This is a genomic window from Streptomyces sp. NPDC005281, assembly GCF_040607495.1.
In the GTDB taxonomy this organism is placed as follows: domain Bacteria; phylum Actinomycetota; class Actinomycetes; order Streptomycetales; family Streptomycetaceae; genus Streptomyces.
In genome coordinates, this window is the sequence record NZ_JBEXGX010000029.1 from 78,516 (window position 1) to 101,732 (window position 23,217).

The following is a 23,217-nucleotide window of genomic DNA, read 5'->3' on the forward strand; positions in this document are numbered from 1 at the left end:
CATCGGCGCCCATGGATGTCGTGCTCAAGACGTCGCGGGCAACGATTCCACCTCCGGGGTCTTGCGGAAAAATACTTAAGTGCTTAGATTTCTAGGCCATAGGCAGTGCGGACTGCGAAATCGCGCCGAGTGCGTCCGCACGCGCAGCCCGCCCCCCTTCCCATCGCCTCGCCCGGAGGTCACCCGTGCCGCACTTCCCCACCGACATCCTGATCGCGGGCCAGTGGCGACGCGGTGCGGGTGAGCCCGTCGACACCGTCGACCCGGCAACCGGCCGCGTCCTCGCCACCATCCACTGCGCCTCCGCCGACGAGGTGTCCGAAGCGGCCGAAGCCGCGGCGAAGGCGGCGGCGGACCCGGCCTGGCGCGACCTGCTCGCCCACGAACGCGCCAGGCTGCTGCACCGGATCGCCGAGCTGACCGAACAGGCAGCCGACGAGCTCTCCGCGCTGCAGACCGCCGACACCGGCAAGACCCTCACCGAAACCCGGGCCCTCGCGCTCAGCGCGGCAGGTACCTTCCGCTACCTGGCGGCCGCCCTGGAGACGGCAGAGGACTCACTCACACCGTCCCGCGGCCCGTACATCACCATGAGCGTCCACGAAGCGATCGGTGTCGTCGGTGCGATCAACCCCTGGAACTCCCCGATCGCCAGCGACGCGCAGAAGATCGCCCCCGCGCTCGCCGCAGGGAACGCGGTCCTCCTCAAGCCCGCCGCCTGGACCCCGCTGGTCTCCCTCGCCCTGGGACGACTGATCACCCAGGCACTCGACGAGTTCCGCCTGCCCACCGCCCTGCTGTCGGTGCTGCCCGGCAGCGGACGAGTGGTCGGCGACGCCCTCGTACGCCACCCCCTCGTCGCCCGCATCGCCTTCACCGGCGGCACGCAGACCGGCCGGTCCATCGCCGAGAGCGCCGCCAAGAAGCTCATCCCCGCCTCGCTGGAACTGGGCGGCAAGTCGCCGACGATCGTGCGCGCCGACGCCGACGTCGAACAGGCCCTGGCCGGAGTGCTGTTCGGGATCTTCTCGTCCAGCGGCCAGTCCTGCATCGCCGGCTCCCGGCTCTTCGTGGCACGCGAGATCTACACCTCCTTCGTCGGCGAACTCGTCAACCGCGTCCGCAAGCTGCGCCTCGGCCCCGGCACCGAACCGACCACCCAGGTCGGCCCGCTGGTGCACCACCGCCACCGCGACTCCGTCGCCGCCTACGTGGACCTCGCCCGCTCCGAGGGCGCGCGGGTGCTGTGCGGCGGGTCGGCACCCGCGGGGAAGCGGTACCAGGACGGCGCCTACTACCTGCCCACCGTCCTGGAGGGGCTGGCGAACACCTCGCGCACCTGCCAGGAGGAGATCTTCGGCCCGGTCCTGGTCGCCCTGCCCTACGACGACGAGGACGACCTGGTCCGCCAGGCCAACGACTCCGTCTACGGGCTGGCCTGCGGCATCTGGACCCGCGATCTGCGGGCCGCAGGGCGGATCGCGCGCCGGGTCGAGGCCGGAACGGTCTGGATCAACACGTACAAGCAGTTCAGCGCCGCCACCCCGTTCAGCGGATGGAAGGACAGCGGCCTCGGGATCGAGAAGGGCCGCGACGCGATCCGCGCCTACCAACGCCAGAAGTCCCTGTACTGGGGCACCTCCGACCTGCCGCTCCCGTGGGCCGACTGACCTGGCACGCCGCCCGCCCGTCCGTCCCTCTGGAGAGACCCATGCACCCATCACCGCCCGGTCCGATCGCCCGGCTCCGCTCGCTGCGCTACGTCGAGCTGCACACCCCGGCCTTCACCGAGGCCGCCGACTTCTACGAGGAGGTCTGGGGCCTCGAGACCGTCGAGTCCGACACCGGCGCCCGCTGGCTGCGTGGCACGGGAGACGAGCACCACGTTCTGCACCTGACCGAGCGGGAGCGGGTCGGCCTGGGCCGAATCGCCTTCGCCGTCGCGACCCCGGCCGAGGTCGACGAAGCCGCCCGGCGCCTCGAAGCACGCTCCATCGTCCCCGTCTTCGGGCCCGGTCCGCTGGACCAGGCGGGCGGCGGCTACGGAGTGCGGTTCACCGACCCCGAGGGCCGCCTCATCGAGATCAGCGCCCTGGTCGAGGCGGTCGTCCCGCGCGGCCGGGACGGCGCGGTACCCGTCGGGGTCACGCACGCTGTGCTCAACACCACCGACATCGACGCCGCCGTGCAGTTCTACTGCGAGGTCCTCGGGCTGCGCGTCTCCGACTGGTCCGAACACCAGATGGCATTCCTGCGCTGCAACGCCGACCACCACTGCATCGCGTTCAACCAGGCCGAGTGGACCTCGTTGAACCACGTGGCGTACGAGATGACCTCCGTCGACCACTTCATGCGGGGCCTGGGACGGCTGCGCCACCACGGCATCACCCCCCAGTGGGGCCCCGGCCGGCACGGCCCCGGCAACAACACCTTCTCCTACTTCACCGACCCGTCCGGGCTGGTCTGCGAGTACACCTCCGAGGTCGCCCAGATCGTCGAGGACGCCTGGATCGCCCGGGTGTGGCGGCGGGTTCCGGACCTGTCCGACCTGTGGGGCACCGCGGGTCCGCCGTCGAAGGAGATCCGCTGCCACATGGCGGGCGCGCCGGACCCCGGCCCGACCGCTCCCCTCGACGCCCAGGAGGCCACCGTATGAGCACCCTGCGCAAGGTCGGCATCGTCGGCTGGGGTGCGATCGGCCGGGTCGTCGGCACCGCTCTCGCCGAAGGGCAGGTGCACGGCGCCGAACTGGTGTGCGTCGTCGACAACCGCCCGCTCGGTGAGGCCGCACCGACACAGCAGCTCACCCTCGAGGAGGCCCTCGAGCGCTGCGACCTGATCGTGGAGGCCGCGGGCCAGGGCGTCGTACGGGAGTGGGGCGAGCGGGTGCTGGCCTCCGGGACCGATCTGCTGATCGCCTCCACCGGCGCGCTGACCGACGAGGAGCTCGCGAAGCGGCTGCTTGCGGCGGGACCGGGCCGGGTGTACTTCACCGGCGGTGCCGTCGGCGGTCTCGACCTGCTCCAGGCCGCCCGCTGCCTGGGGCCGCTCAACGACGTGCGCCTGACCACCACGAAGCTGCCATCGACCCTTGAACAGCCGTGGATGGACGAGGAGTTGCTGACCCGGATGCGGACCGCGACCGGACCGGTCGAGGTCATGTCCGGCACCGCCCGCGAGGTACCGGTCAAGTTCCCCAAATCGACGAACGTGGCCGCCTCGGTCGCGCTGGCCGTCGGCGACCTGGACGCTGTGCGGGTCCGGGTCGTCGCCGACCCCGCCGCGCACCACACCCGCCATGTGATCGAGGCATCCGGAGGGCACGGCACGTACCGGTTCGAGGTCGCGCACCTGCCGGACCCGGGCAACCCGGCGACCAGCCAGGTCGTGCCGTACGCAGTACTGCGCAGCCTCGCGGCGCTCGCCGGCCGGACGGGGCAGGTCCTGTGAACGCCCGGGTCGACGTCCATGTCGAGGAGGCCGGTGACCGCGGCCCACTGCTCCTGTGCCTGCACGGGATCGGCTCGTCGTCGGCCGCGTTCGCCCCCCAGCTCGCCGAACTCTCCTCGTACGTCAGGGTCGTGGCCTGGGACGCCCCCGGCTACGCCAAGTCCCCCGACCCGCAGGCCCAGCTCGGCCTCGACGACTACGCGGACGCGGCGGCCGCGCTCATCCGTGAGCGCGCCACGACCGCGCACGTCCTCGGCGTCTCCTGGGGCGGCGTGATCGCGCTGCGGCTCGCCGCCCGCCACCCGGAGCTCGTCGCCTCGCTGATCGTCGCCGACTCCAGCCCCGGCTCGGGCGCGGACGAGGCGAAGGCGAAGGGCATGCGGGCCCGCGCCACCGAGCTGGCCGAGCTCGGCCCGCGCGCCTTCGCCGAAGCACGCGGACCGCGACTGGTGTCGCGGGGTGCGCCGGAGGAACTGGTGCGGCGGGTCGTGGAGACCATGGCGGTCTCGGTACGGCTGCCGGGCTACGCGTACGCCGCCGAGTCCATGGCCGCCGCCGATCTGCGCGACGAACTCCCCTCGATCGCCGCGCCCACCCTCGTGCTCTGCGGCGAACAGGACCAGGTCACCGGCATCGAAGCGAGCCAGGCCATCGCCGGGGCCATCCACAGGACCGCCTACGTGATCGTCAAGGACGCCGGTCACCTGGCCAATCAGGAGCAGCCCGGGCACTTCAACGCCTGGGTCCTCTCCCACCTCCGCATCACCGCCTCCATCTCCGAGTAGGAGCTGTTCCCATGCCTTTGACCACCACCGAGTACGACAACGGCGGCGACCTGTCCGCGTACACCGACCGTCTCATCGCCACCAAGGCCTCCCGCGTGGCCGACTTCGACACCCTGTCCTTCCAGGAGAAGGCCGGCGCGCAGTTCCGCCGCGGCCAGATCCGCTACGTCGGTTCCGGCGCCACCGGCAACCACGAGAGCGACAGCCGGATCATCTCGTCCGGCGGGTTCACCTTCTCCAACATGCTGCTGCCGCCCGGCGCCGAGGGCCCCGCCCACACCCACCACGATGTCGAAGAGGCCTTCTTCGTCCTGGAGGGGGAGGTCAAGGTCGGTATCCACCGGGGCCCCGACGAGGCCGTGTACCGCACCCTCGGCTATCGCGACATGATCGTCGTTCCGGCCGGCGTGACCCGTTCCCTCAAGAACGAGGGCGACACCGACGCCCTGTTCTGCGTCGTCATCGGCACGCAGAAGCCTCAGGTTCCGACCTACCCCGAGTACTCGCCGATGCACGGCGTCACCCGTGGCTGACCAGCCCCCGGCCGACCTGCGCACCGTCGTCGTCACCGGTGCGGGCCGTGGCCTGGGACTGGCCATGGCCCGCCGGGCAGGTGCCGACGGTTTCCGGGTCGTCGTCGCCGAACTGGAGCGGGAGCGGGGCGAGCGGGCTGCCGCGGAACTGCGCGCGGAGGGCACCGACGCCCGCTTCGTCCGCTGCGATGTCGCCGACCCCGCCTCGGTGGACGCCCTGGCGGCCGCCGTGCGGGAGATCGGCCCGCTGTACGGCCTGGTCAACAACGCGGCGCTCGCCAACGGTGTGGGCGGCAAGGAGTTCCAGGACATCGACATCGAAGTGTGGGACCGGCTGATGGCGGTCAACGCCCGCAGCCCCTGGCTGCTGTCGAAGGCGCTGTACCCGCTCTTCGCAGCACCGGGCCGGATCGTCAACATCGCCTCGGACGCCGCGTTGTACGGCTCCCCGCGCCTGGCCCACTACATCGCCTCCAAGGGCGCGGTCATCGCGCTGACCCGGGCCATGGCACGCGAACTCGGTGACAAGGGGATCACCGTCAACGCGGTCGCTCCCGGACTCACCGAGGGCGAGGCGACCGCGACCGTGCCCGCCGATCGGCACGACCTCTATCGCATGAACCGCGCCATCTCGCGGGCGCAGCAGCCGGACGACCTCACCGGGATCGTCTCCTTCCTGCTCGGCGAGGAATCCCGCTATCTGACCGGACAGGTGATCGCCGTCAACGGCGGCTTCACCATGAACTGAACTGTAGGAGAGACGAGTTATGGATCTGGGCCTCGCCGACCGCACCATCGTGGTCACCGGCGGCAGCTCGGGCGTCGGCCTGGCCACGGTCCGCGTCCTGCTCGACGAGGGCGCCCGCGTCGCCACCTGCGGCCGTGACGCCGACCGGCTGGCCAAGGCAGCAGCCCGGCTCGGCGCCGGGCGTGACCGCCTGCTGACCGGCGTGTGCGACATACGGGACGCCGACGCCGTGCGCGACTTCGTCCGGCGCGCCGCACAGGAGTTCGGCGGCATCGACGGACTCGTCAACAACGCGGGACAGTCCCGGATGAAGAGGCTCGACGACTCCACCGCCGAGGACTGGCGCGACGAGTTGGAGCTCAAGTTCGCCGGGGTGCTGAATCCTGTGCAGGCGGCGCGCCCCTATCTCGCCGCATCCGGCGCGGCGAGCATCGTCAACATCAACGCGGTCCTCGCCAAGCAGCCCGAGCCCCGGCTGATCACGACGAGCGCCGCACGCGCCGGCATCCTCAACCTCTCCAAGTCCCTGTCGGTCGAACTGGCCGCCGACGGCGTCCGGGTCAACTCCGTCTGTCTCGGGCTCATCGACACCGGTCAGTGGACCCGGCGCCACGCGGCAGCGGACTCGGGCAGAACCTACGAGGAGTGGCAGGGCGAACTTGCGGCCGACCGCGGCATCGCGCTGGGCCGCCTCGGCCGGGCCGAGGAGGCCGCGTACGCGGTCGTCACCCTGCTCTCGCCGCGCGCCTCGTACATCACCGGCACCAGCATCGACGTCTGCGGCGGCGTCGGCCGCTCCATCCTCTGAGGAGAGACCATGCGATACGACACCGGAGGCGATCTCCTCGTCACCGTCCTGCGGGAACTCGGCATCGACACCGTCTTCGGCATCGTCAGCGTGCACAATCTGCCGCTCGTCGAAGCCGTCGACCGCGAACTGCGCTTCGTCCCCGTACGGCACGAAGCGTCGGCCGTGAACGCGGCCGACGCCTACGGGCGGGCCCGGGGCACTCTGGGCTGCGCACTGACCTCGACCGGAACGGGCGCGGGCAACGCGGCCGGATCGCTGATCGAGTCGCTCAGCGCAGGCAGCTCCGTGCTGCACATCACCGGCCAGGTGGAGAGCGAATTCCTGGGGAGCGGGCGGGGGTTCATCCACGAGACCAAGGACCAGCTCGGGATGCTGACCGCGGTCTCCGCGTACGCGGCGAGTGTGCCGGACACGGAACAGGCGGGCCGGATCCTGCGCGAGGCGGCCCGTGCGGCGCTCGCCACGCCGGGCGGCCCCGCGAGTGTGGAGTGGCCGATCGACCTCCAGTTCGCGGCGCAGAGCGACGGGCCCGTCGAGCTGTCCGCGCCCGCCGTCCCGACTGCCACGGACAGTGAAATCGCGGCCGCCGGGGCGCTTCTGGCTTCGGCCCGCCGGCCGCTGATCTGGGCCGGTGGCGGCGCGGTGACCGCGCGCGGCGAGCTGGCCCGGTTGCTGGAGACGACCGGAGCGGGACTGCTCACCTCCAACTCCGGGCGCGGCACCGTGCCCGAGGACCACGAACAGGTCATCGGCAACTTCGCGACCACCCCCGCGGTGCGCACTCTGCTCGCCGAAGCGGACGTACTGCTCACGATCGGCACGCACTTCCGCTCCAACGAGACCGCCGACTACACGCTGGAACTCCCCGAGGCACACATCCAGGCCGACGTCGAGGCGGCCGCGCTCGGCCGGGTGTACCCGGTCGCCCACGCGCTCCACAGCGATGCGGCGGCCGCCCTGGCCGCACTGCTGCCGCACGCCCGGCCCGCGGAGGCCGGCTGGAGCGACCGCGTCGCCGCCGTACGCACGCAGGTGCGGGCGATCCTGCACGACAACATCGGACCGCAGGCTGCGATCTGCGACGCGATCCGGGCCGTCCTGCCCCGCGAGGCGGTCGTGGCGCGCGATGTCACCATCGCCTCCAGCAGCTGGGGCAACCGGCTGCTGGAGGTGTACGACCCGCGGGACAACATCTTCCCGCGCGGCGGCGGCATCGGACAGGGGCTCGGCATGGGCATCGGCGCGGCGCTCGCCCGGCCCGGCGCGCCCACCGTCGTGATCGCCGGGGACGGCGGACTCGCCGTCCACCTCGGCGAACTCCTCACCCTCGCGCAGGAACGCCCCCGCCTGACGCTGATCGTCTTCAACGACGGCGGCTACGGCGTCCTGCGCAACATGCAGGACCGCTACAGCGAGCGCCGTTCCGGGGTCGACCTGGTCACCCCCGACTTCGAACTGCTGGCGCGCGCCTGCGGGCTGCCGTATCTGCGCATCGCGGCCGAGGAACACGCGGAACCGGTCCTCAATCAAGCCCTCGCCTCACAGGGACCGACCCTCGTCGAGGTCGATCTGACGGAACTCGGCCCGATGAAGATCCCGTTCACCCCGCCCGTGCGGATCCCGGGCCAGTAGCCCGGCCGCCCGTACTGCCGGTATGGAGGCAACAGGCCATGAGCGAGAACTCGCTGCAGCTGATCGTCCGTCGTATGACATGGGAGGCCGAGGGCGTACTGTCCGTCGAACTGACTCACCCCGACAACAAACCCCTGCCCGCCTGGACGCCGGGCGCGCATCTCGACGTCCATGTCGGCGGCCAGGTCCGCCAGTACAGCCTGTGCGGCGACCCGCACGTGCCGGACGTCTACCGCATCGGGGTGCTCAACGAAGCTGCCTCGCGCGGTGGTTCGCGGTATGTGCACACGCAGCTGCGTCCCGGGCAGCCGGTCACGGTCTCCGAACCGCGCAACCACTTCACGCTGGAGGATGCCGACGCCTATGTGTTCGTCGCCGGTGGCATCGGGATCACCCCGCTGCTGGCGATGGCCCAGGAGGCCGCCCGCCGGGGAGCCGCATGGCGGATGGTCTACGGCGGCCGAGGGCGGGCCTCGATGGCGTTCATCTCGGAACTTGCCGCGCTCGACGGTGACGTCACACTCGTTCCGCAGGACGAACTGGGCCACATCGATCTGGATGCCACGCTCGCAGAGCTGCCCGACGGCACGCTGGTGTACTCCTGCGGCCCCGAACCGCTGCTCACCGCCGTCGAGGCGCGCTGCCACCAGGACCGGCTGCGCCTGGAGCGGTTCGCCGCACCGCTCGTGGAACGCACGGGCGACGATGAGGCCTTCGAGGTCGAGTGCCGCACCTCCGGGGTGACGCTCACCGTCGGCGCGGACACCTCGATTCTCGACGCCGTGGAGGGCGCCGGGCTCGACGTCCCGAGCTCGTGCCGCGACGGGATCTGCGGGTCCTGCGAGACCCGGGTATTGGACGGCACCCCCGACCACCGCGACTTCCTGCTCAGCGAGGCCGAGCGTGCCGCCGGCGCCACCATGATGATCTGCGTCTCCCGGTGTGCCTCCACGAGCCGCCTCGTCCTCGACCTGTGACACCTTCCCCGCACTTTTCAGGAGACACCGTGACCGACACCTGGCCGTACCTGGACGTCCACCAGACCCGTACGCACGAGCCGAGCCCCTACGAGTACAAGCTCGCCGCGACCCTCGAAGACGTCTTCACCGTCGAAGGACACGAACTGGCCGACGTGGTGCGCGGGCTCAACGCCCGACAGCTTCACGCCGCTGACGGCACACCGTGGACCGTGGAATCCTTCCGCGCCGAGATGAACCGACTGGGAGCCTGACCATGACGCTGTCGTCCTCCGCCACGGCGGACCACATCTATGCCACCGGTCTGCGCAACCAGTGGCACCCCGTCGTCCCCTCGCACTTCGTCGCCCCGGGCGCGATGCGCAAGGTGACCGCGCTCGGCGAGCAGTGGCTGCTGTTCCGCCGCTCCGACGGCGCCCTGTCCATGCTCGCCGACCGCTGCCCCCACCGCGGTGCGCCGCTCTCGCTCGGCAAGCACCTCGGTGACCGGGTCGCCTGCTGGTACCACGGAGTCGAGGTCGAGCCCGACGGCACGGTCTCCTCCGTCCCCGGGCTGCCCGGCTGCAGCCTGGAGGGCAAGAAGTTGGTCACTTCGCTACCGGTACGCGAGGTCGCGGGCGCGGTCCTTGCCTACTTCGGGGACGAGGAGCACCCGGATCCGGCCGCGCTGACGCTGCCCGAGCCGCTGACGGACCCCGAGGTGGATGCGTTCCTGTGCTACGCCGAATGGGACACGCCCTGGCGGTACGCCGTGGAGAACCTGCTCGACCCGATGCACGGAGCGTTTCTGCACCACGATTCCCACACGATGTTCGACGGTGACACGACGGCGAAGTTCCGTATCCGGGAGACCGGTCGAGGCTACTTCTTCGAGAAGACCGACCAGCGCGGCGTCAACTTCGACTGGGTGGAGCTGTGCCGCACCGGCGTGGACTGGGTCGACCTGTCCATCCCGTACCCGCCGTCGGCCGGCCCCGGCGGACCGTTCGGCATCGTGGGCATGGTCTGCCCGGTGGACGAGCAGCGCACCGGCGTCTTCTTCTGGCGCTATCGCCGTGTCGAGGACTGGCAGCGGGCGTCCTGGCGCTTCCTCTACAGGACGCTGATCGAGAAGCGCCACTGGGAGGTCCTGGAGCAGGACCGCGTCATGCTGGAGGCCATGCCGGCCGACGCCGACCAGCGGGAGAATCTGTACCAGCACGACCTGGGGGTGGTGCGGCTGCGCCGGCTGTACAGGGCGGCGGCCGAGGCCCAGTCGTCGGCGGGCGCCTGACGGCTCGCCGTTCATCATTGAGTACGAGCGGGACATCGATGCCGGCGTCATCCACCAGGGATTGTTCTCCCTCTCGTGGCTGATGGATCACCGGGCCGAGTTCGAGCACCGTGACCCGGAAGCCGACTGAACCCACGGGCACCCATGGTCAATTGGTCTGTACTTACTCTCGCTAAAACCTGATGCGTACGAGTAGCGTGCGCTCACCCCCCGCTTCCCTTCGGTCCCACATGAACCCTGAGTCGCACAAGGAGAAACGGGATGCCAGACGAGTTCGGGTTCCCCGACCACCCACCGCACCACCGGGCAGCGCCGCACGGCCCCGCGCCCTACTTGTCCCCCTCGTATCTCACTTACCCCTGGCAGCCGCATCCGGAGCCCGACAGGGGAACGACGCCGCGCTATCCGGCACTCGGCCGCCACAGCGACCTGCGTGTCCTGCGCAGTGCCTACCGTTCCCTGCGGCGCGTGGCAACGTGCACGGCGCTCGGGTACTTCACCCTCTTTCTCGTCCTGTCCGCGTTCGCGCCTTCGCTGATGACGGGCACCGTCTCGGGCGGTCTGTCCACGGGGCTGCTGCTCGGGCTGATCCAGGTTCCGGTCACCTGCGTGGCGATCGGGCTCTATGAGTCCACGGCGCGCCGCAGGGTCGACCCGATCGCGGACCGGATCCGACTGCAGGCCGAGCGGGGAGCTGGACGTTGACCGGTTTCAGCAGTTCGGCGCAGGCGATGTCTTTGATGGCCTTCACGACGGTCGCCACGATCATCCTGCTGCTGTGCGTGATGACAGGTCCCGACGGAGACGACCTCGACGAGTTCTATACGGGGTACGGATCGCTGTCGCCGATGCGCAACGGCCTCGCCATCGCCGGTGACTACATCTCCGCCGCGACGGTCCTCTCCACGGGCGGGGTCATCGCGCTCGACGGGTACGACGGCGTGGTTCTGGCGCTGAGCATAGCCCTCTCCCTCATGCTGCTGATGTTCCTGCTGGCCGAACCGCTGCGCAACGCGGGCCGGTTCACCATGGGTGACGTGCTTGCGCGGCGGATGCCCGGACGCGCGGTGCGCATCGCCGCGTGCGCCGCGACCATCGCGGCGCTGGTGCCGATGATGCTCATTCAGCTCGCCGGCACCGGTGATCTGCTGGCTTTCATCCTCGGCTTCTCCAGCGACTCGCTCAAGACCGGGTGCATCGTGGGCGTCGGCGCCTTGATGATCAGTTATGCGGCGATCGGCGGGATGAAGGGCACCGCTCTCATCCAGATTCTGAAGATCGTGATGCTGTTCGGCTCCGGTGCGATAGTCGCCGCCTTGATCCTGCGGCAGTTCGACTGGGACATGGGCAAGCTGTTCTCCGCCGCAGCAGCACACAGCGGGGTGGGGCTGTCCTTCCTGCATTCCGGTCTCGAGTTCGCCGACGGGCCCAACCCCCGGCTCGACATGATCAGCTCGGAGATGACCGTCGTCCTCGGCGGCGCCTGCCTGCCGCATGTCACCATGCGCATGTACACCGCGAATACTGCCCGCCAGGTGCGCCGGTCGATGTCCTGGGCGGTGCCGTGCGTGGCCCTCTTCATGCTGATCACCATGATCGTCAGCTTCGGCGCGACGGCGCTGATCGGGCGCGCGACGATCGCAGGTGCCGACCCGACGGGCAGGACCGCCTATCTTCTGGGGTCGCGTGCCGCGCTCGGGGCCGACGTCTCGTCGGCCGAATCATTCCTGTTCACCTTGGTCACGACGGCGCTCTTCCTCACCCTGCTGGCATCGGTCGCCAGCATGATCCTGGCCTGCGCCAACACCCTCGCGCACGACGTGTTCGCCAGCCGGCGCAAGGAGACGACCCCTCGCCGAGAGATGACCCTCGCACGGGTGTCCGCCCTGGCGGTGGGCGCCCTCACCATCCTTCTGGCCACCCTCGTGCAGCACCACAACCTGCAGCCGCTGGCCCTGCTGTCGGCCTCCCTCGGCGCATCGGCACTGGCACCGGCACTGGTCTACAGCCTCTTCTGGCGCCGCTACACCCGTACGGGCCTGCTGTGGACCCTGATCGGCGGCACGCTCGTCACCATCGTCCTCATGACCGGCACCAACCTGGTCTCCGGTTCCCCCTTCTCCGCCTTCCCTCACTCCGACTTCAACTGGTTCCCGTTCACCACCACCGGCCTGGTCTCCATACCTCTGGGCTTCGCGCTCGGCTGGGCAGGAACCATGCTTTCGGGGCGGCGGAACGCGGAGGAACAGCGCCGGCAGTACGAGGCGGTCGAGGCATGGATCCTTGCCGGGGTGGCCCGACGAGGAGGCTGACGCCCCAGCCGCTACAGCGCAGGGCACGCCGGGGACGTGGCAACGCCCCGGGCTTCCCGTACCAGGCGCCGGCCGGCCGGCTCGATCGCGCCGCGCCGTCCTGCCCACGCGTAGAGCACCCCGTCCGTGCCGATGTGCAGGGGACGGGGCGTGAGCGGGTCGAGCTGCCCGCATGTTCCGACCACGCTTCGTGCCGGCGGGCCGTCGCTGCCGTACTCGAGTGGACCACGAGATCACCTCGAACCGGACTTCCAGGGGAGAACGCCGGGGCCCTGAACGGGTACCGGCCTGGTCAGTCTCGCCCTGTGATGGCTCCAGGTGCGCCAGGGCGGTGACATCGGGCGGAGCGTGGTGGCCGGTCTGCGGCCACCACGACCCCCAGTCTCGGCTGGCTGATGCTGCTCTTCCCGGGCCGCATGAGCCAGCTGATGGCACCGAGGACGAGGCACGATTCCTGGACCGGTCGCGGACGCGGTCGTGGACGGTCGAACAACGCGTCAGCCGGCCCGAAGGCCGACCGCCATCGTCAGTTCGAGGACCCGGTGCGGGGAGCCGAGGTCCGGAAACAGTTCGCGCAGCTGCGACATCCGGTACCGGACGGTCTGGGGGTGGACGAACAACGCCGCCGCCACCTCGTCCCGCCTGCCGTGGTGCAGCAGCCATGCCCGCAGCGTCTCCTCCAGGCGCCGCGCGGTCGCGACGGGCAGGGTCCGCAACGGTGCGAGGGCTCGGGCACGCAGGTCCGCGAACGCGTCCGTGTCGGCGCTGAGCACCAGTTCGGGCAGGTGGTCCTCGGTGTCGCGGATGTCGCAGGAGAGGGAGCGTGCGCGTACGGCTCGTGCGTACGAGGCGGACGCGCGCGTCCATGGCCGGGCCGGGCCGACCACGGCGGTGCGGTCGGTCAACTGCCTCAAAAGATGTGCTCGGTCGGCGTCGGGGACGAGCAGCACGCCGACGGCGTCCGGCAGATCGTCGAGGACGAGGGTGCTCGGGTCGAGGGTGCGGTAGGCGGGCCGGGCCTGGGCGGCGGGCAGCAGGACCGCGGTCAGTGAGACCGGAGGCTGCCACCCGGCCCGTTGGGCGGAGGCCAGCAGCACGTCCGGGCTCGCGTCGGCGAGGAGGTCGCGGACCAGTTGTTCCAGGTGGCGCTCATGGGCCCGGCCGCGGGCGGCCAGTTCGTCGGCGTGGCCCGCGGCGCTCGCGGCGGAGAGCTCGTCGATGTAGGCGAAGGTCAGCTCGGCGAACTTGGCGACCTCGGCGGCGGGCAGACCTGCGGGTACGGCACCGGCGGCCAGGCATCGCCAGGCCACGCGGGCGCCGACGCGGTAGGCGGCGAGCAGGGCGTCCATCGAACGGCCGTCGCGCACCTCGCCGCGGCCCAACTCGTAGGCTGCGTCACCGCCGTCGCCGCCCGTGGCGTTCCCGCTCGCGAGGTCCAGGTAGTGGCCCAGGGCGGTACGGACGGCTCGGCGCATGGTGGCGCCCATGCGGCCCGAAAGGGCGTTGGCGTAGGGAGGGACCTCGTCGATGATCGCCTGGACGACCTCGTCGGCGGTCGTCTTCAGCGCCGCCCGAAGTGCGGTGACCGTCGTCTCGTCCAGGGCCAGTTCGGTGGCCCTCCGGATTACATGGCTCATTTTTTGTTCCCTGCGAACAATTCCACCGACCAGATTTACGTCCTGCGGACAGGACTTTACGCCCTGAGGCGTATCAAGCTGGGATCATGACGAGTGCAGCCCTCCGCAGCAGGGCATGGAAACTGCTGGAGATGGTCACGACGCCGCTGCTGCCGTCGGACTACCTCGACCTGGTCAGCCCGCTGCGTGCGGGCGCCGACCTGCGGGGGCGCATCGAGGCCGTGCACCCCGAGACGGACGACGCCGCGACCATCGTGATCAGACCGGGACGGGGCTGGCGCGGCCACACGGCCGGTCAGTACGTGCGGATCGGGATCGACGTCGACGGGGTGCGCCTGTGGCGTGCCTACTCGCTCACCTCGCCGACGAACCGCCAGGACGGCCGCGTCACGATCACCGTGAAGGCGATCCCGGACGGCAAGGTCAGCAACCACCTGGTCCGCAGGGCGAAACCGGGCACGCTGATCCAGCTCGACCAGGCGACCGGTGACTTCGTACTGCCGAAGGCCAAGCCCGCCAAGGTGCTCTACCTGACGGCCGGCAGCGGCATCACGCCGGTGATGGGCATGCTGCGCGACACCGAGTTCGACGACGTCGTCATGGTCCACTCCGCGCCGCAGCCGGGGGACGTGATCTTCCGCGACGATCTGCACGACCTGGTCGCGGACAAGAAGCTGCGTCTGACCGAGCTGCACACCGACACGGACGGCATGCTCGACATCGCCCGTCTGGACGAACTCGTGCCCGACTGGGCCGAGCGTGAGACCTGGGCCTGCGGTCCCGCGGGCCTGCTCGACGCCGCCGAAAAACACTGGAGCGAACACGGCGTCCAAGAGCGCCTGCACACCGAACGCTTCCGCCCCGGCATCGTCGTCGCCGGCGACGGTGGCCAGGTCACGTTCAGCACCACCGGCAAGACCGTCGACGCGGACGGCGCCACGCCGTTGCTGGACGTCGGCGAGGAGGCCGGCGTGCTCATGCCGTCCGGGTGCCGCATGGGCATCTGCTTCGGCTGCGTCACACCGCTCAAGGCGGGCGCCGTCCGCGACCTGCGCACCGGCGAGATCACCGAGGCCGAACCGGGCGTCCTCATCCAGACCTGCGTGTCCGCCGCGGCGGGCCCCTGCGACATCGAACGGTAGGAGCACCTTGACCGCCATCGACCCCACCGCCCACCTGACCGCGGAGCAGATCGAGGAGCTCGGCCGCGAGCTGGACGCGATCCGCGACGAGGTGATCGCCGCCCGCGGCGAGAAGGACGCCGCCTACATCCGCAAGGTCATCGCGGCGCAGCGCAAGCTCGAACTGGTCAGCAGGGGCGTGCTGCTGTTCTCGATCTTCCCGCCCGCGTGGCTGATCGGCACCGCCGGCCTGTCCGTGGCCAAGATCATGGACAACATGGAGATCGGCCACAACATCCTGCACGGCCAGTGGGACTGGATGCGCGACCCGAAGATCCACTCCACCACCTGGGACTGGGATCACGTCTCGCCGGCCGAGCAGTGGAAGCACTCGCACAACGAGCTGCACCACACCTACACCAACGTGATCGGCAAGGACAACGACCTCGGCTACGGCATCATGCGCGTCGACGAGGACCAGAGGTGGCACCCGTTCCACCTCGGCCAGCCGCTGTGGAACTTCATCAACGCCTGCTTCTTCGAGTACGGCATCGCGGCGTACGACCTGGAGCTCGGCAAGAACCTGCACAAGCGCCGCCGCAAGACCCCGGAGTTCCGCGCGCGGGCCAGGGCCGTGGGCCGCAAGATCCGCAAGCAGGTGCTCAAGGACTACGTGATCCACCCCCTGCTGTCGGGCCCGTCGTTCCTCACCACGCTCGCCGCCACGTTCACCGCGAACGTGGTCCGCAACATCTGGACCCACTCGGTGATCATGTGCGGGCACTTCCCCGAGGGCGTGCAGGTCTTCGAGCGCCGGTCGATCAGGGGCGAGACGCGCGGCCAGTGGTACCTGCGCCAGATGATGGGCTCGGCGAACATCAGCGGCAGCAAGGCCATGCACTTCATGACCGGCAACCTGTCGCACCAGATCGAGCACCACCTGTTCCCGGACCTGCCGAGCAACCGGTACGCCGAGGTCGCGGTGAAGGTGCGCGCGCTGTTCGACAAGTACGAGCTGGAGTACGTCACCGGACCGCTGCCCAAGCAGGTGTTCTCCGCGTGGCACAAGGTCTTCCGACTCTCCCTGCCGAACAAGAAGCCCAAGCTCAAGACGCCGGACCGCGAAAAAGAGCTCGTCGCGGCCTGATTCCCGGTCCTGGTTCAGGTCCTTCGGCCGTACCGGCGGCACCGCCGGTACGGCCGGTTTCGGTGAGATCCGTTGCGGACGGTGGGCGACCGCGACGGCAGACCGTACGACACGGGATCCGGGGGCAGCCCGGTGTCCGGCTGCGCTACTACCCGGACGTGCGCCAGGAGCTCAGCTCACAGCCCCCGGCACGCCCGGCGAGGTGTTGCACTGCGCTGACCTGCCATGGTCGGACCGGTGGTCGGGTACGTACGCGCACTCGGTCTGCCGACGGGCGGGCTGGGTGGAAAGCATGGGGCTGGGCCGTGGACACTGCCGGAACCGATGCCCGCCGTCCCTGTGTCCGACCCGGCTCTGCTGCCGGGGTGGGCGGGCGAGCCGAAGTTATGGCGGTACTGCGGAGCAGTACGGGCCGAAATCACCTGTCCTCAGGCAGGTAAAGGCGTCAACTGCTTACCGGTCGTGCGAGGTCACCGGTCGTGACACCGAAACAATGGTCACGATGCCGTCAAGACCTTTGAAATCATCCGGGTTGGTGGTGAAGAGCGGGAGCCCCTCGGCTGCGGCAATCGAAGCGATCATCAAATCAGCCACTCGACGGCGCGGGGTACGACCCACACTCATCACTGCTGCGCAAATCCTGCCATAGATACGGGCGGCTTCTGCATCGAAGGGAATCGGATCGAATTCGTTCTCAGCACGCTGGAGGACATCCATGCGGCGCGCCCGTTCCGCGTGTTCGTCATAATCGCTCTGCTCCCTGTTGCCACGGACCTGATGGGGCCCCGCGGAGAGTTCCGCCAGAGTGATCGAACTGATGGCTACTTCCGCGGGAAGTTCTTGAGGATCGACCCATCGACGCAGGATCATAATGTTGGTATCCAGCAGACCCTGCTGATGCTCAACGGGCATAGGGATCGTCCATCCCCTGGGCTGCGACATCTTCCTGATCCCCACGGAAGGTGTCTAGCGAGATGTCGGGCGCCGTTCGGGACATGGCCGCGAACTCACCACGCGAGACGAAACGCCTACGCCGACGCAAGGGGACCAGTTCACCGATCTGATGACCATCCCTGGTAACAGTGAAGGCCTGACCTCGCTGAACAGCGTCCATGATCTCTTTAGATCTCGTGCGCAAGTCACGTTGGGTAACTTCGGGCTGAGCTGTCATATTCTCCACAATAACGTAATGGTGCCACCTGGTGCTACCTGGTAGCACCAGGGAGATGGAGCAGCGAGCAAGCCTGCTCGAAGGCGGCCTGGCGCTAGCCACGGCTGGCGGTTTGCGGTGCAGCCAGCCTAGGAACGCTCCGCCCGGCAAGGGCCGCACAATATCCGGCTGCGCAGTTGGCCATAGATCTTGCGGAGCCGACGGCCCTGGCCAGGTACCGCACCGGCCGAGGCGCAGCGAGAGCTGGCCACCCCACCGTCATGCCCGGTCCGCGGCGGCGAGCACCTCGTCGACCATGGGTTTGTCGAGGGCCGCGTGTACCAGGCCGTCCGCCAGCAAAGGCATTGCGACGGGACACGAGGCCGGCCAGCTTCTCCGGCGAGGCAGGAAGTCCGAGCCGTCGGGCGCCGTCCAGGGCCTTACGAAAAAAGGAAACGCGGCTGGAGCTACGCGAACGACAGCTTCGGCCGGTGGTGCTCCCACCACGGCAAGCTTCTCGACACGGCGGGGTGGCCCGCCCCCGCGCCGATCTGATCGAGCCGCAGACCCGACGACGAGTCGCTCTCGTGGCCGAGGCGAATCCTGGCGGCCGGTCGGGGCGCCCCTCCCCCGGGGCCGACGGGTGCCCCGGAGGCCGACGAAGACCCCCCGCGCCGGGCCGACGCGCCTTCACTTTCGCTCCTTCTTAGGAAACACGTACTCGTCGAGGACCAGGCCGACCGCGACGGCCGCCGGAATGGCGACGAGGGCGCCGACGATACCGAGGAGCGCCCCGCCAACCAGCACCGCGAGGACGGTGACCAGTGGGTGGACGTCGACCGCGAACTTCATGGCCCTCGGCACGATGAGGTAGTCCTCGGCGACCCGGAAGACGACGTAGAAGACCGCGGTCGCGATCGCGATGGGCAGGGACACGGACAGCGCGACGAGGCTGACGACGATACCGGCGAGAGTGGAGCCGACGATCGGGATCAGGTCCATCAGTGCGGTGAATATGCCCAGGGCGGCGGCGTAAGGGACGCCGGTGCCCGCGCACCAGGCGAAGGTCGCCATGCCGGCGATCCCCGAAGTGACGAGGTTGCCGAGCATGAACTTCCCTATCCGGTTCATGATCTCTTCGGCCACGCCCTCGACGCGTTCGCGCCGGCTCGCGGCCACGAAGCGGTAGCAGAACTGCTTGATGGCCGGCAGGGCCGCCATGCAGTACAGGGTCACCGTGATCACGATCGCCGTCGACGTGAGGGTACTGAGGACCATCTGGCCTGCGCCCAGGACACCCCCGGCCAGGCCGGCCGCTCCGCCTCCCGAGCCGATCTGCTGCTTGGCCTTCTCGACCAAGTGGTAGCGGTCCTCCAGGCGGCCGATCGCCGACTGGTGGTCGTGGACCTGCTGCAACCAGCCGGGCACCGCGTCGACCACTGCGGACATCTCCTTGGTCACCGGCGGAATAACCAGAGCCAGGAAACCGCCGAGTACCACGATGAATCCCGTCAGCACGATCGCGACGGCCCAGCCGCGCCGCAGACCCCGGCGTGTGAACCACGCGACGAGTGGTTCCAGACTGATGGCGATGAACACGGCCAGCAGCAGCAAGGTCAGCATGGAGCTGACCCGCAGAACGGTCTGAACGGCGAGCCACGCCAGACTCGCGCCCAGGCCCAGAGCGAACCCCACCGTCACCCAAGACCGTCTGCGGCCGCCGCGGGGATCTCGAGGCGGCGGCTGCTCCTGGGCCGCCTTCCGAGACATCTCCACGGCGTCCGCCAGGCCGGGGCCGTGTGCGCGCGTCCTTTCCACCGCACCATGCCCCTCCGGAGCGGACTCGGACCCGGGCCCGGACTGCGCAGACATCGCGACGCCTCTCCTCGACTGCCCTTGAACGGGCATGGGCACATCGCTCGGGACACTCCTGAGCGCCTCCCGCCCTGTGCCGTCGCCCACGAGCAGTTCGTCCGAGACGCGTTGCGGCACAGAGCCGGGTACCCACGGACTCCGCTCGTACCGCGTTCGTGCCCCGCCCAGCGCGTCGCGAGCCGACCGGGACGCGAAATCTGTGAACGCTTGGCCGAGATCCGATCTCTTGAGACGGGAGCCATCCGGCTCCGAGTCCAAGCCGGTCGCCTTTCGGCCCAAGGCCGCCCAGCCGTACGACGAGCGGTGCCTGAGCCGGCAGTACGACCCGGCGGACCGTGTCTGTCCGGACGGTGGACGGCCGGGTCAAGAACGTGCCGTTCGTGTGCTCCGCCGATGCGCTCTGGATGCTCCAGACGCACCGGCAGGCGTCTGACAGGTCATTCATTCGCAGGAGTTGTGCCGCCTATCCCCTGCGAATCGCTGTCCTCGTCTGCGCCGCCGTCTTGTCGGGCCTTGCGGACCTGCCCGGGCGGCTCCTTGCGTGCCTTCGTGATGCCCTTGCCGGCAGTGTCCGGCCCGGCTCCTTCCGCCGTGCCGGCCCTGTCGGTATGCGGGGTTGGCGCCAGGCCGGTGGCCGGGGCCCTGGTCGGGCTGCCGGCAGGTGTACCGCGTCCGGGTATGGAGTCGCGTTGCGGACGGGCGGTAGCCGAATGGCCCTCGGGCGGCGTTACGGCCGGTGCGTGACTGCCGTCGTCGCGTGCTGACGCTTTCGGGGAGACGGAGGGGACGGCCCGGTCGCCGGCCGACGCTGCCCGGTCACCCCCGGAGCTGTGGGCGGAGGATCCCACGGCGAGGGTGGCGAGTGCCGCGGCCAGTGCGGCCACCGTTCCGGCCACCCGCAAGCGGCTCCGGACAGGCCCGGTGCGCACAGCAGTCTGCCGAACGGGCCATGGCGTGGGCTGCTCGGTGCCGGTCAGTGGCACGTTGTGCGGGTGGGTACGGACGTTGGTGGTCGCCTGCAGTGCGGCAACAACGCTCGTGGCGTGGGCGGCTGGTGCCGTGGGGGCCGCAGCCGGCTCGGCGGCCAGGCGGGCCAGTGCGTCGGCGCAGTCACGCGCCGTGGGCCGCTCTTCCGCGCCGAGGGCCGTCATCGGCTGCAGCAGGGCAGCGAGTGTCCGGGGCACGAAGTCGGGGACGCCGGGTCGGCGGTGCAGCCGTGCGATCGCGGCTTCCAGCGGGCCGCCATCGTACTCGAGCCGGCCGGTGAGGCATTCGAGGAGGACCAGGCCGAGGGCGTAGACGTCGGCGGGCCGGCCGACGGGCTCGCCCAGGACCTGCTCGGGGGACAGATAGGCCGCGGTTCCGATCAGGGTGCCGGTGGCCGTGCGGGTGGTGGTGTCCAGCAGTCGTGAGATGCCGAAGTCGGTCAGGTGGGGGTCGCCCAAGCCGTCCAGGATGATGTTGGACGGTTTCACGTCGCGGTGGACCACTCCTGCCTCGTGCGCGTGGGCCAGGGCATCGGCCAGGCCGGCTCCGAGCGTGGCGGTGGCCTTCCAGGGCAGCGGGCCTTCGGCGATACAGGTCTTCAGGGTGGGGCCCTCGATGAGTTGCATGACGAGGTAGGCGTCAGCGCCATGGCGTCCGGCGTCGTAGGCGGCCACCAGGCCCTGATGGTGCAGCCGAGCCAGGAGCACCGCTTCGCTGCGGTAGTCCTCCTCCGTGTCGAAGCCGGTACCGGTCCGGAAGATCTTCACGGCCACTGGCCGCCGCAGCCGCAGATCGAACCGCGGTGGACATCCGCGGCACCGCCTGAGCCGATCAGTCCGTCGAGGCGGTAACGGCCCGTCAAAACCCGCGCGCTGCCTTTGGAGGCCAGAGCGAAACCCGACTCGACGAAGCCCACCTCGAACCTCCCTGGTTCCTTGACACGACCGGCGACGCCCGCTGTCACGGCTGCGGGATCCGCGTACCCACCGGGCACGCCCCTATCCCCGGTGCCTGCGACGGGGGGGGCGGGACCTCGCAGTACTCCCGGCCAAAAGGCAGGGGTACGGGGTCGTGCGTCGGGCGCGGTAGGCCGTCGCCCCGGCAAGCCTGGATGTCGGAGTCCGTCGAGCGGAGGAGAGCGGCGGGATGGGCACCGCCTTGGAGGCGTCCTTTGGGGCGAGCCCCCCCGCCCGCAGGATCGGGATGCCGGGGACGGAGGCGCCCCTCCCTCCCCTCACAGCGGCTGGGAGGGGAACTGGTCGGCAACACAGTGAGAGAACTGGCCTGTTTCATGTTCAGCGTCAGCGGTTCTGGCCCGCTCGCACGGCGGCTCATGAAGACCACGTACGCCCGCCCGGCTCCGGCCTTCGTCCCCCGCGCCCCCTCGGAGCGCTCCGGCGTGCTCGTCCCTGCCGCCGGTCAGGCGACGCGTTCCAGGCCCGCCTTCACCGACTGCCGGGTGCCGTCCCGTTTGGTCGTCTCGTAGGCGAAGTCCACTGTGTCGCCGGGGCGCAGCGTCAGGGTGATGCGGCCGTTCGTGATGCAGTTGCCGGACTGGATGCTCTCCCCGAGGGTCACCTGGTCCGTGCCGGCGACCGCGGTCAGAGTCACGGTGCCGTAGCAGTCGGAGGACTCCATCGCGTAGTGGACGCTCCCGACCCGCTCCCGCAGTACGCCCTGGTCGAGCTCCACGGTGAACCGGTGACCTGACAGAGCGGTCGAGTTCGGGACCGGCTGGTACCGCCTACTGGCCTTGTTCTTGGCCTGAGGCGCGGCCGCTGCCACAGCCACTCATCTGTCCCGCTGGGAATAGTTCACCCCGTATCCGTTTCCAAAGCGCGACGCCTTAGAAGGGGCTTTGCACGGCGTAGCGCTCTTCAGGAAATAGGTGAAATCCACAGGGCACACGGTGGCCCGGAGGTTGATACCTATGGTTCCTGCTCGTTCTTCTGTTCGCCTTGATCCTCTTCGGTGCCGGTTTCGCACTGAAGGCCTGTGGTGGGTCGCTGTCATCGTGCTGATCGTGTGGGCCATCGGCTTCGTCATCCGTCCCGGGGCAGGCAGCTGGTATCGCTGGTGGGCGGCCTGAGCTTTGTCGGCCCGGAGGGCGCTGCGGCGCCAGGAACCCCGGTACCCGGTACAGCACTTCCAGCCATCCGAACGTTTCTACGGGTCAGAATGTGTCGGGCCCCAATGCCCGGGAACCCGACTCCGCGAGGAAACGTCATCGAATTTCGGTGACACCTCGACAGATCCCGTAGTTCAGCTGCGGATTCAACGAATTTCGATGAGGGAGCCTTTCGTATGAGTGACAGCATCTGGGGCTATCAGCCGACCGCCGGCTACATCGCGGGCACCGACCTGATCGGATACAAGGTCGAGGCCACCGACGGCAGCATCGGGAAGGTCGACAAGCACTCGGACGAGGTCGACTCCTCCTACCTCGTCGTCGACACCGGCGTATGGATCTTCGGCAAGCACGTCCTGCTTCCGGCCGGCACCGTGCAGTCGGTCGACCAGCAGGAGCAGAAGATCTACGTCGCTCTCACCAAGGACGAGATCAAGCACTCCCCCGAGTTCGTCCAGGACAAGCACCTCGGCGACGCCGACTATCACGAGCGGGTCGGCGGCTACTACACGGGCCTGCGCACGATCTGACCTCACAGCACCGGCACGAGGGGCGGGTGGCGAACAGACTTCTGTTCGCCACCCGCCTCGTGCAGCATGCGGACGACCGACCTGCCTGGCCGGCACTTGCCGGTCAGCCAGCTCCGGACAT

23 protein-coding genes and 2 pseudogenes are annotated in these 23,217 nt (G+C 69.6%); 18 read left to right on the plus strand and 7 right to left on the minus strand.

Going from position 1 to position 23,217, the window contains the following annotated elements:
- Positions 1-185: 185 nt before the first annotated feature.
- The 14 genes and pseudogenes from ABZV42_RS32475 (at position 186) to ABZV42_RS32540 (ending at position 12,521) form a co-directional block, all read left to right on the plus strand.
- Positions 186-1,670 carry an aldehyde dehydrogenase gene (locus ABZV42_RS32475; protein ID WP_356054957.1) on the plus strand — a complete coding sequence of 495 codons (1,485 nt, stop codon included), beginning with the start codon at positions 186-188 and terminating at the stop codon, positions 1,668-1,670.
- Between the two features lie 41 nt (positions 1,671-1,711).
- Entirely contained in the window at positions 1,712-2,656 is a 945-nt protein-coding gene (locus ABZV42_RS32480) for a VOC family protein (protein ID WP_356054959.1), read from the plus strand.
- Positions 2,653-3,450 carry an aspartate dehydrogenase domain-containing protein gene (locus ABZV42_RS32485; protein WP_356054961.1) on the plus strand — a complete coding sequence of 266 codons (798 nt, stop codon included), beginning with the start codon at positions 2,653-2,655 and terminating at the stop codon, positions 3,448-3,450. Before ABZV42_RS32480 ends, ABZV42_RS32485 begins: the two co-directional genes overlap by 4 nt.
- Positions 3,447-4,235 carry an alpha/beta fold hydrolase gene (locus tag ABZV42_RS32490; protein ID WP_356054963.1) on the plus strand — a complete coding sequence of 263 codons (789 nt, stop codon included), beginning with the start codon at positions 3,447-3,449 and terminating at the stop codon, positions 4,233-4,235. The genes ABZV42_RS32485 and ABZV42_RS32490 overlap by 4 nt, the downstream gene beginning before the upstream one ends.
- An 11-nt stretch (positions 4,236-4,246) precedes the next feature.
- Entirely contained in the window at positions 4,247-4,768 is a 522-nt protein-coding gene (locus ABZV42_RS32495; RefSeq protein WP_356054965.1) for a cupin domain-containing protein, read from the plus strand.
- Entirely contained in the window at positions 4,761-5,516 is a 756-nt protein-coding gene (locus ABZV42_RS32500; RefSeq protein WP_356054967.1) for an SDR family oxidoreductase, read from the plus strand. The genes ABZV42_RS32495 and ABZV42_RS32500 overlap by 8 nt, the downstream gene beginning before the upstream one ends.
- Positions 5,517-5,535: 19 nt before the next feature.
- Positions 5,536-6,324: an SDR family oxidoreductase gene (locus ABZV42_RS32505; RefSeq protein ID WP_356054969.1), complete on the plus strand. Its 789-nt coding sequence runs from the start codon at positions 5,536-5,538 to the stop codon at positions 6,322-6,324.
- A gap of 9 nt (positions 6,325-6,333) precedes the next feature.
- Positions 6,334-7,959: a thiamine pyrophosphate-binding protein gene (locus ABZV42_RS32510; protein WP_356054970.1), complete on the plus strand. Its 1,626-nt coding sequence runs from the start codon at positions 6,334-6,336 to the stop codon at positions 7,957-7,959.
- 38 nt (positions 7,960-7,997) lie between these two features.
- A complete protein-coding gene (locus ABZV42_RS32515; RefSeq protein ID WP_356054972.1) occupies positions 7,998-8,936 on the plus strand; it encodes a PDR/VanB family oxidoreductase in 939 nt (312 codons plus the stop codon).
- A gap of 29 nt (positions 8,937-8,965) precedes the next feature.
- Positions 8,966-9,190 carry a recombinase-like helix-turn-helix domain-containing protein gene (locus tag ABZV42_RS32520; RefSeq protein ID WP_355989645.1) on the plus strand — a complete coding sequence of 75 codons (225 nt, stop codon included), beginning with the start codon at positions 8,966-8,968 and terminating at the stop codon, positions 9,188-9,190.
- A 2-nt stretch (positions 9,191-9,192) separates the two neighbouring features.
- Positions 9,193-10,209 (plus strand): aromatic ring-hydroxylating dioxygenase subunit alpha, encoded by a 1,017-nt coding sequence (locus ABZV42_RS32525; RefSeq protein WP_356054974.1) that lies wholly within the window; start codon positions 9,193-9,195, stop codon positions 10,207-10,209.
- Positions 10,210-10,222: 13 nt separating this feature from the next.
- A pseudogene (locus ABZV42_RS32530) lies at positions 10,223-10,318 on the plus strand (transporter); the annotation flags it as partial.
- 152 nt (positions 10,319-10,470) lie between these two features.
- On the plus strand, positions 10,471-10,914 hold the full coding sequence (locus ABZV42_RS32535) for a DUF485 domain-containing protein (protein WP_356054976.1): 444 nt from the start codon (positions 10,471-10,473) through the stop codon (positions 10,912-10,914).
- Positions 10,915-10,940: 26 nt separating this feature from the next.
- On the plus strand, positions 10,941-12,521 hold the full coding sequence (locus ABZV42_RS32540) for a cation acetate symporter (RefSeq protein WP_356055016.1): 1,581 nt from the start codon (positions 10,941-10,943) through the stop codon (positions 12,519-12,521).
- Between the two features lie 497 nt (positions 12,522-13,018).
- Here ABZV42_RS32540 and ABZV42_RS32545 read toward each other — a convergent pair whose 3' ends face one another.
- Entirely contained in the window at positions 13,019-14,158 is a 1,140-nt protein-coding gene (locus ABZV42_RS32545) for a helix-turn-helix domain-containing protein (RefSeq protein WP_356054978.1), read from the minus strand.
- A gap of 86 nt (positions 14,159-14,244) precedes the next feature.
- On the opposite strand from ABZV42_RS32545, the gene ABZV42_RS32550 reads away from it, so the two are divergent.
- Together ABZV42_RS32550 and ABZV42_RS32555 are read left to right on the plus strand one after the other, a co-directional pair.
- The gene (locus tag ABZV42_RS32550) at positions 14,245-15,300 is read left to right on the plus strand and encodes a ferredoxin reductase (RefSeq protein WP_356054980.1); all 1,056 of its coding nucleotides are present in this window, start codon (positions 14,245-14,247) and stop codon (positions 15,298-15,300) included.
- Between the two features lie 7 nt (positions 15,301-15,307).
- Positions 15,308-16,426 (plus strand): acyl-CoA desaturase, encoded by a 1,119-nt coding sequence (locus ABZV42_RS32555; protein ID WP_356054982.1) that lies wholly within the window; start codon positions 15,308-15,310, stop codon positions 16,424-16,426.
- 453 nt (positions 16,427-16,879) lie between these two features.
- On the opposite strand, the gene ABZV42_RS32560 is transcribed toward ABZV42_RS32555, so the two are convergent.
- The 6 genes from ABZV42_RS32560 to ABZV42_RS32585 all read right to left on the minus strand — a co-directional run bounded on the left by ABZV42_RS32560 (position 16,880) and on the right by ABZV42_RS32585 (position 22,229).
- On the minus strand, positions 16,880-17,338 hold the full coding sequence (locus ABZV42_RS32560) for a type II toxin-antitoxin system VapC family toxin (RefSeq protein ID WP_356054984.1): 459 nt from the start codon (positions 17,336-17,338) through the stop codon (positions 16,880-16,882).
- Positions 17,328-17,597: a type II toxin-antitoxin system prevent-host-death family antitoxin gene (locus ABZV42_RS32565; RefSeq protein ID WP_356054986.1), complete on the minus strand. Its 270-nt coding sequence runs from the start codon at positions 17,595-17,597 to the stop codon at positions 17,328-17,330. The genes ABZV42_RS32560 and ABZV42_RS32565 overlap by 11 nt, the downstream gene beginning before the upstream one ends.
- Before the next feature lie 669 nt (positions 17,598-18,266).
- Positions 18,267-19,277 (minus strand): AI-2E family transporter, encoded by a 1,011-nt coding sequence (locus tag ABZV42_RS32570; RefSeq protein ID WP_356054988.1) that lies wholly within the window; start codon positions 19,275-19,277, stop codon positions 18,267-18,269.
- A 611-nt stretch (positions 19,278-19,888) separates the two neighbouring features.
- Complete coding sequence (locus tag ABZV42_RS32575) at positions 19,889-21,205, minus strand: protein kinase (RefSeq protein ID WP_356054990.1); 1,317 nt, start codon at positions 21,203-21,205, stop codon at positions 19,889-19,891.
- Complete coding sequence (locus ABZV42_RS32580) at positions 21,202-21,354, minus strand: hypothetical protein (RefSeq protein ID WP_356054992.1); 153 nt, start codon at positions 21,352-21,354, stop codon at positions 21,202-21,204. Before ABZV42_RS32580 ends, ABZV42_RS32575 begins: the two co-directional genes overlap by 4 nt.
- A 503-nt stretch (positions 21,355-21,857) precedes the next feature.
- A complete protein-coding gene (locus tag ABZV42_RS32585) occupies positions 21,858-22,229 on the minus strand; it encodes a hypothetical protein (RefSeq protein WP_356054994.1) in 372 nt (123 codons plus the stop codon).
- A 146-nt stretch (positions 22,230-22,375) separates the two neighbouring features.
- Here ABZV42_RS32585 and ABZV42_RS32590 point away from each other — a divergent pair.
- Positions 22,376-22,527: pseudogene (locus ABZV42_RS32590) on the plus strand (hydrophobic protein).
- 215 nt (positions 22,528-22,742) lie between these two features.
- Positions 22,743-23,096, plus strand: a complete 354-nt coding sequence (locus ABZV42_RS32595; RefSeq protein ID WP_356054996.1) for a PRC-barrel domain-containing protein — start codon at positions 22,743-22,745, stop codon at positions 23,094-23,096.
- Positions 23,097-23,217: the final 121 nt, after the last annotated feature.

Bases quoted from the DNA above. Each gene is read 5' to 3' on its own strand.
- ABZV42_RS32480 (WP_356054959.1), top strand. From the start codon at position 1,712: ATGCACCCATCACCGCCCGGTCCGATCGCCCGGCTCCGCTCGCTGCGC.
- ABZV42_RS32485 (WP_356054961.1), top strand. From the start codon at position 2,653: ATGAGCACCCTGCGCAAGGTCGGCATCGTCGGCTGGGGTGCGATCGGC.
- ABZV42_RS32495 (WP_356054965.1), top strand. From the start codon at position 4,247: ATGCCTTTGACCACCACCGAGTACGACAACGGCGGCGACCTGTCCGCG.
- ABZV42_RS32505 (WP_356054969.1), top strand. From the start codon at position 5,536: ATGGATCTGGGCCTCGCCGACCGCACCATCGTGGTCACCGGCGGCAGC.
- ABZV42_RS32510 (WP_356054970.1), top strand. From the start codon at position 6,334: ATGCGATACGACACCGGAGGCGATCTCCTCGTCACCGTCCTGCGGGAA.
- ABZV42_RS32515 (WP_356054972.1), top strand. From the start codon at position 7,998: ATGAGCGAGAACTCGCTGCAGCTGATCGTCCGTCGTATGACATGGGAG.
- ABZV42_RS32525 (WP_356054974.1), top strand. From the start codon at position 9,193: ATGACGCTGTCGTCCTCCGCCACGGCGGACCACATCTATGCCACCGGT.
- ABZV42_RS32535 (WP_356054976.1), top strand. From the start codon at position 10,471: ATGCCAGACGAGTTCGGGTTCCCCGACCACCCACCGCACCACCGGGCA.
- ABZV42_RS32540 (WP_356055016.1), top strand. From the start codon at position 10,941: ATGTCTTTGATGGCCTTCACGACGGTCGCCACGATCATCCTGCTGCTG.
- ABZV42_RS32545 (WP_356054978.1), bottom strand. From the start codon at position 14,158: ATGAGCCATGTAATCCGGAGGGCCACCGAACTGGCCCTGGACGAGACG.
- ABZV42_RS32550 (WP_356054980.1), top strand. From the start codon at position 14,245: ATGACGAGTGCAGCCCTCCGCAGCAGGGCATGGAAACTGCTGGAGATG.
- ABZV42_RS32560 (WP_356054984.1), bottom strand. From the start codon at position 17,338: ATGCCCGTTGAGCATCAGCAGGGTCTGCTGGATACCAACATTATGATC.
- ABZV42_RS32565 (WP_356054986.1), bottom strand. From the start codon at position 17,597: ATGACAGCTCAGCCCGAAGTTACCCAACGTGACTTGCGCACGAGATCT.
- ABZV42_RS32595 (WP_356054996.1), top strand. From the start codon at position 22,743: ATGAGTGACAGCATCTGGGGCTATCAGCCGACCGCCGGCTACATCGCG.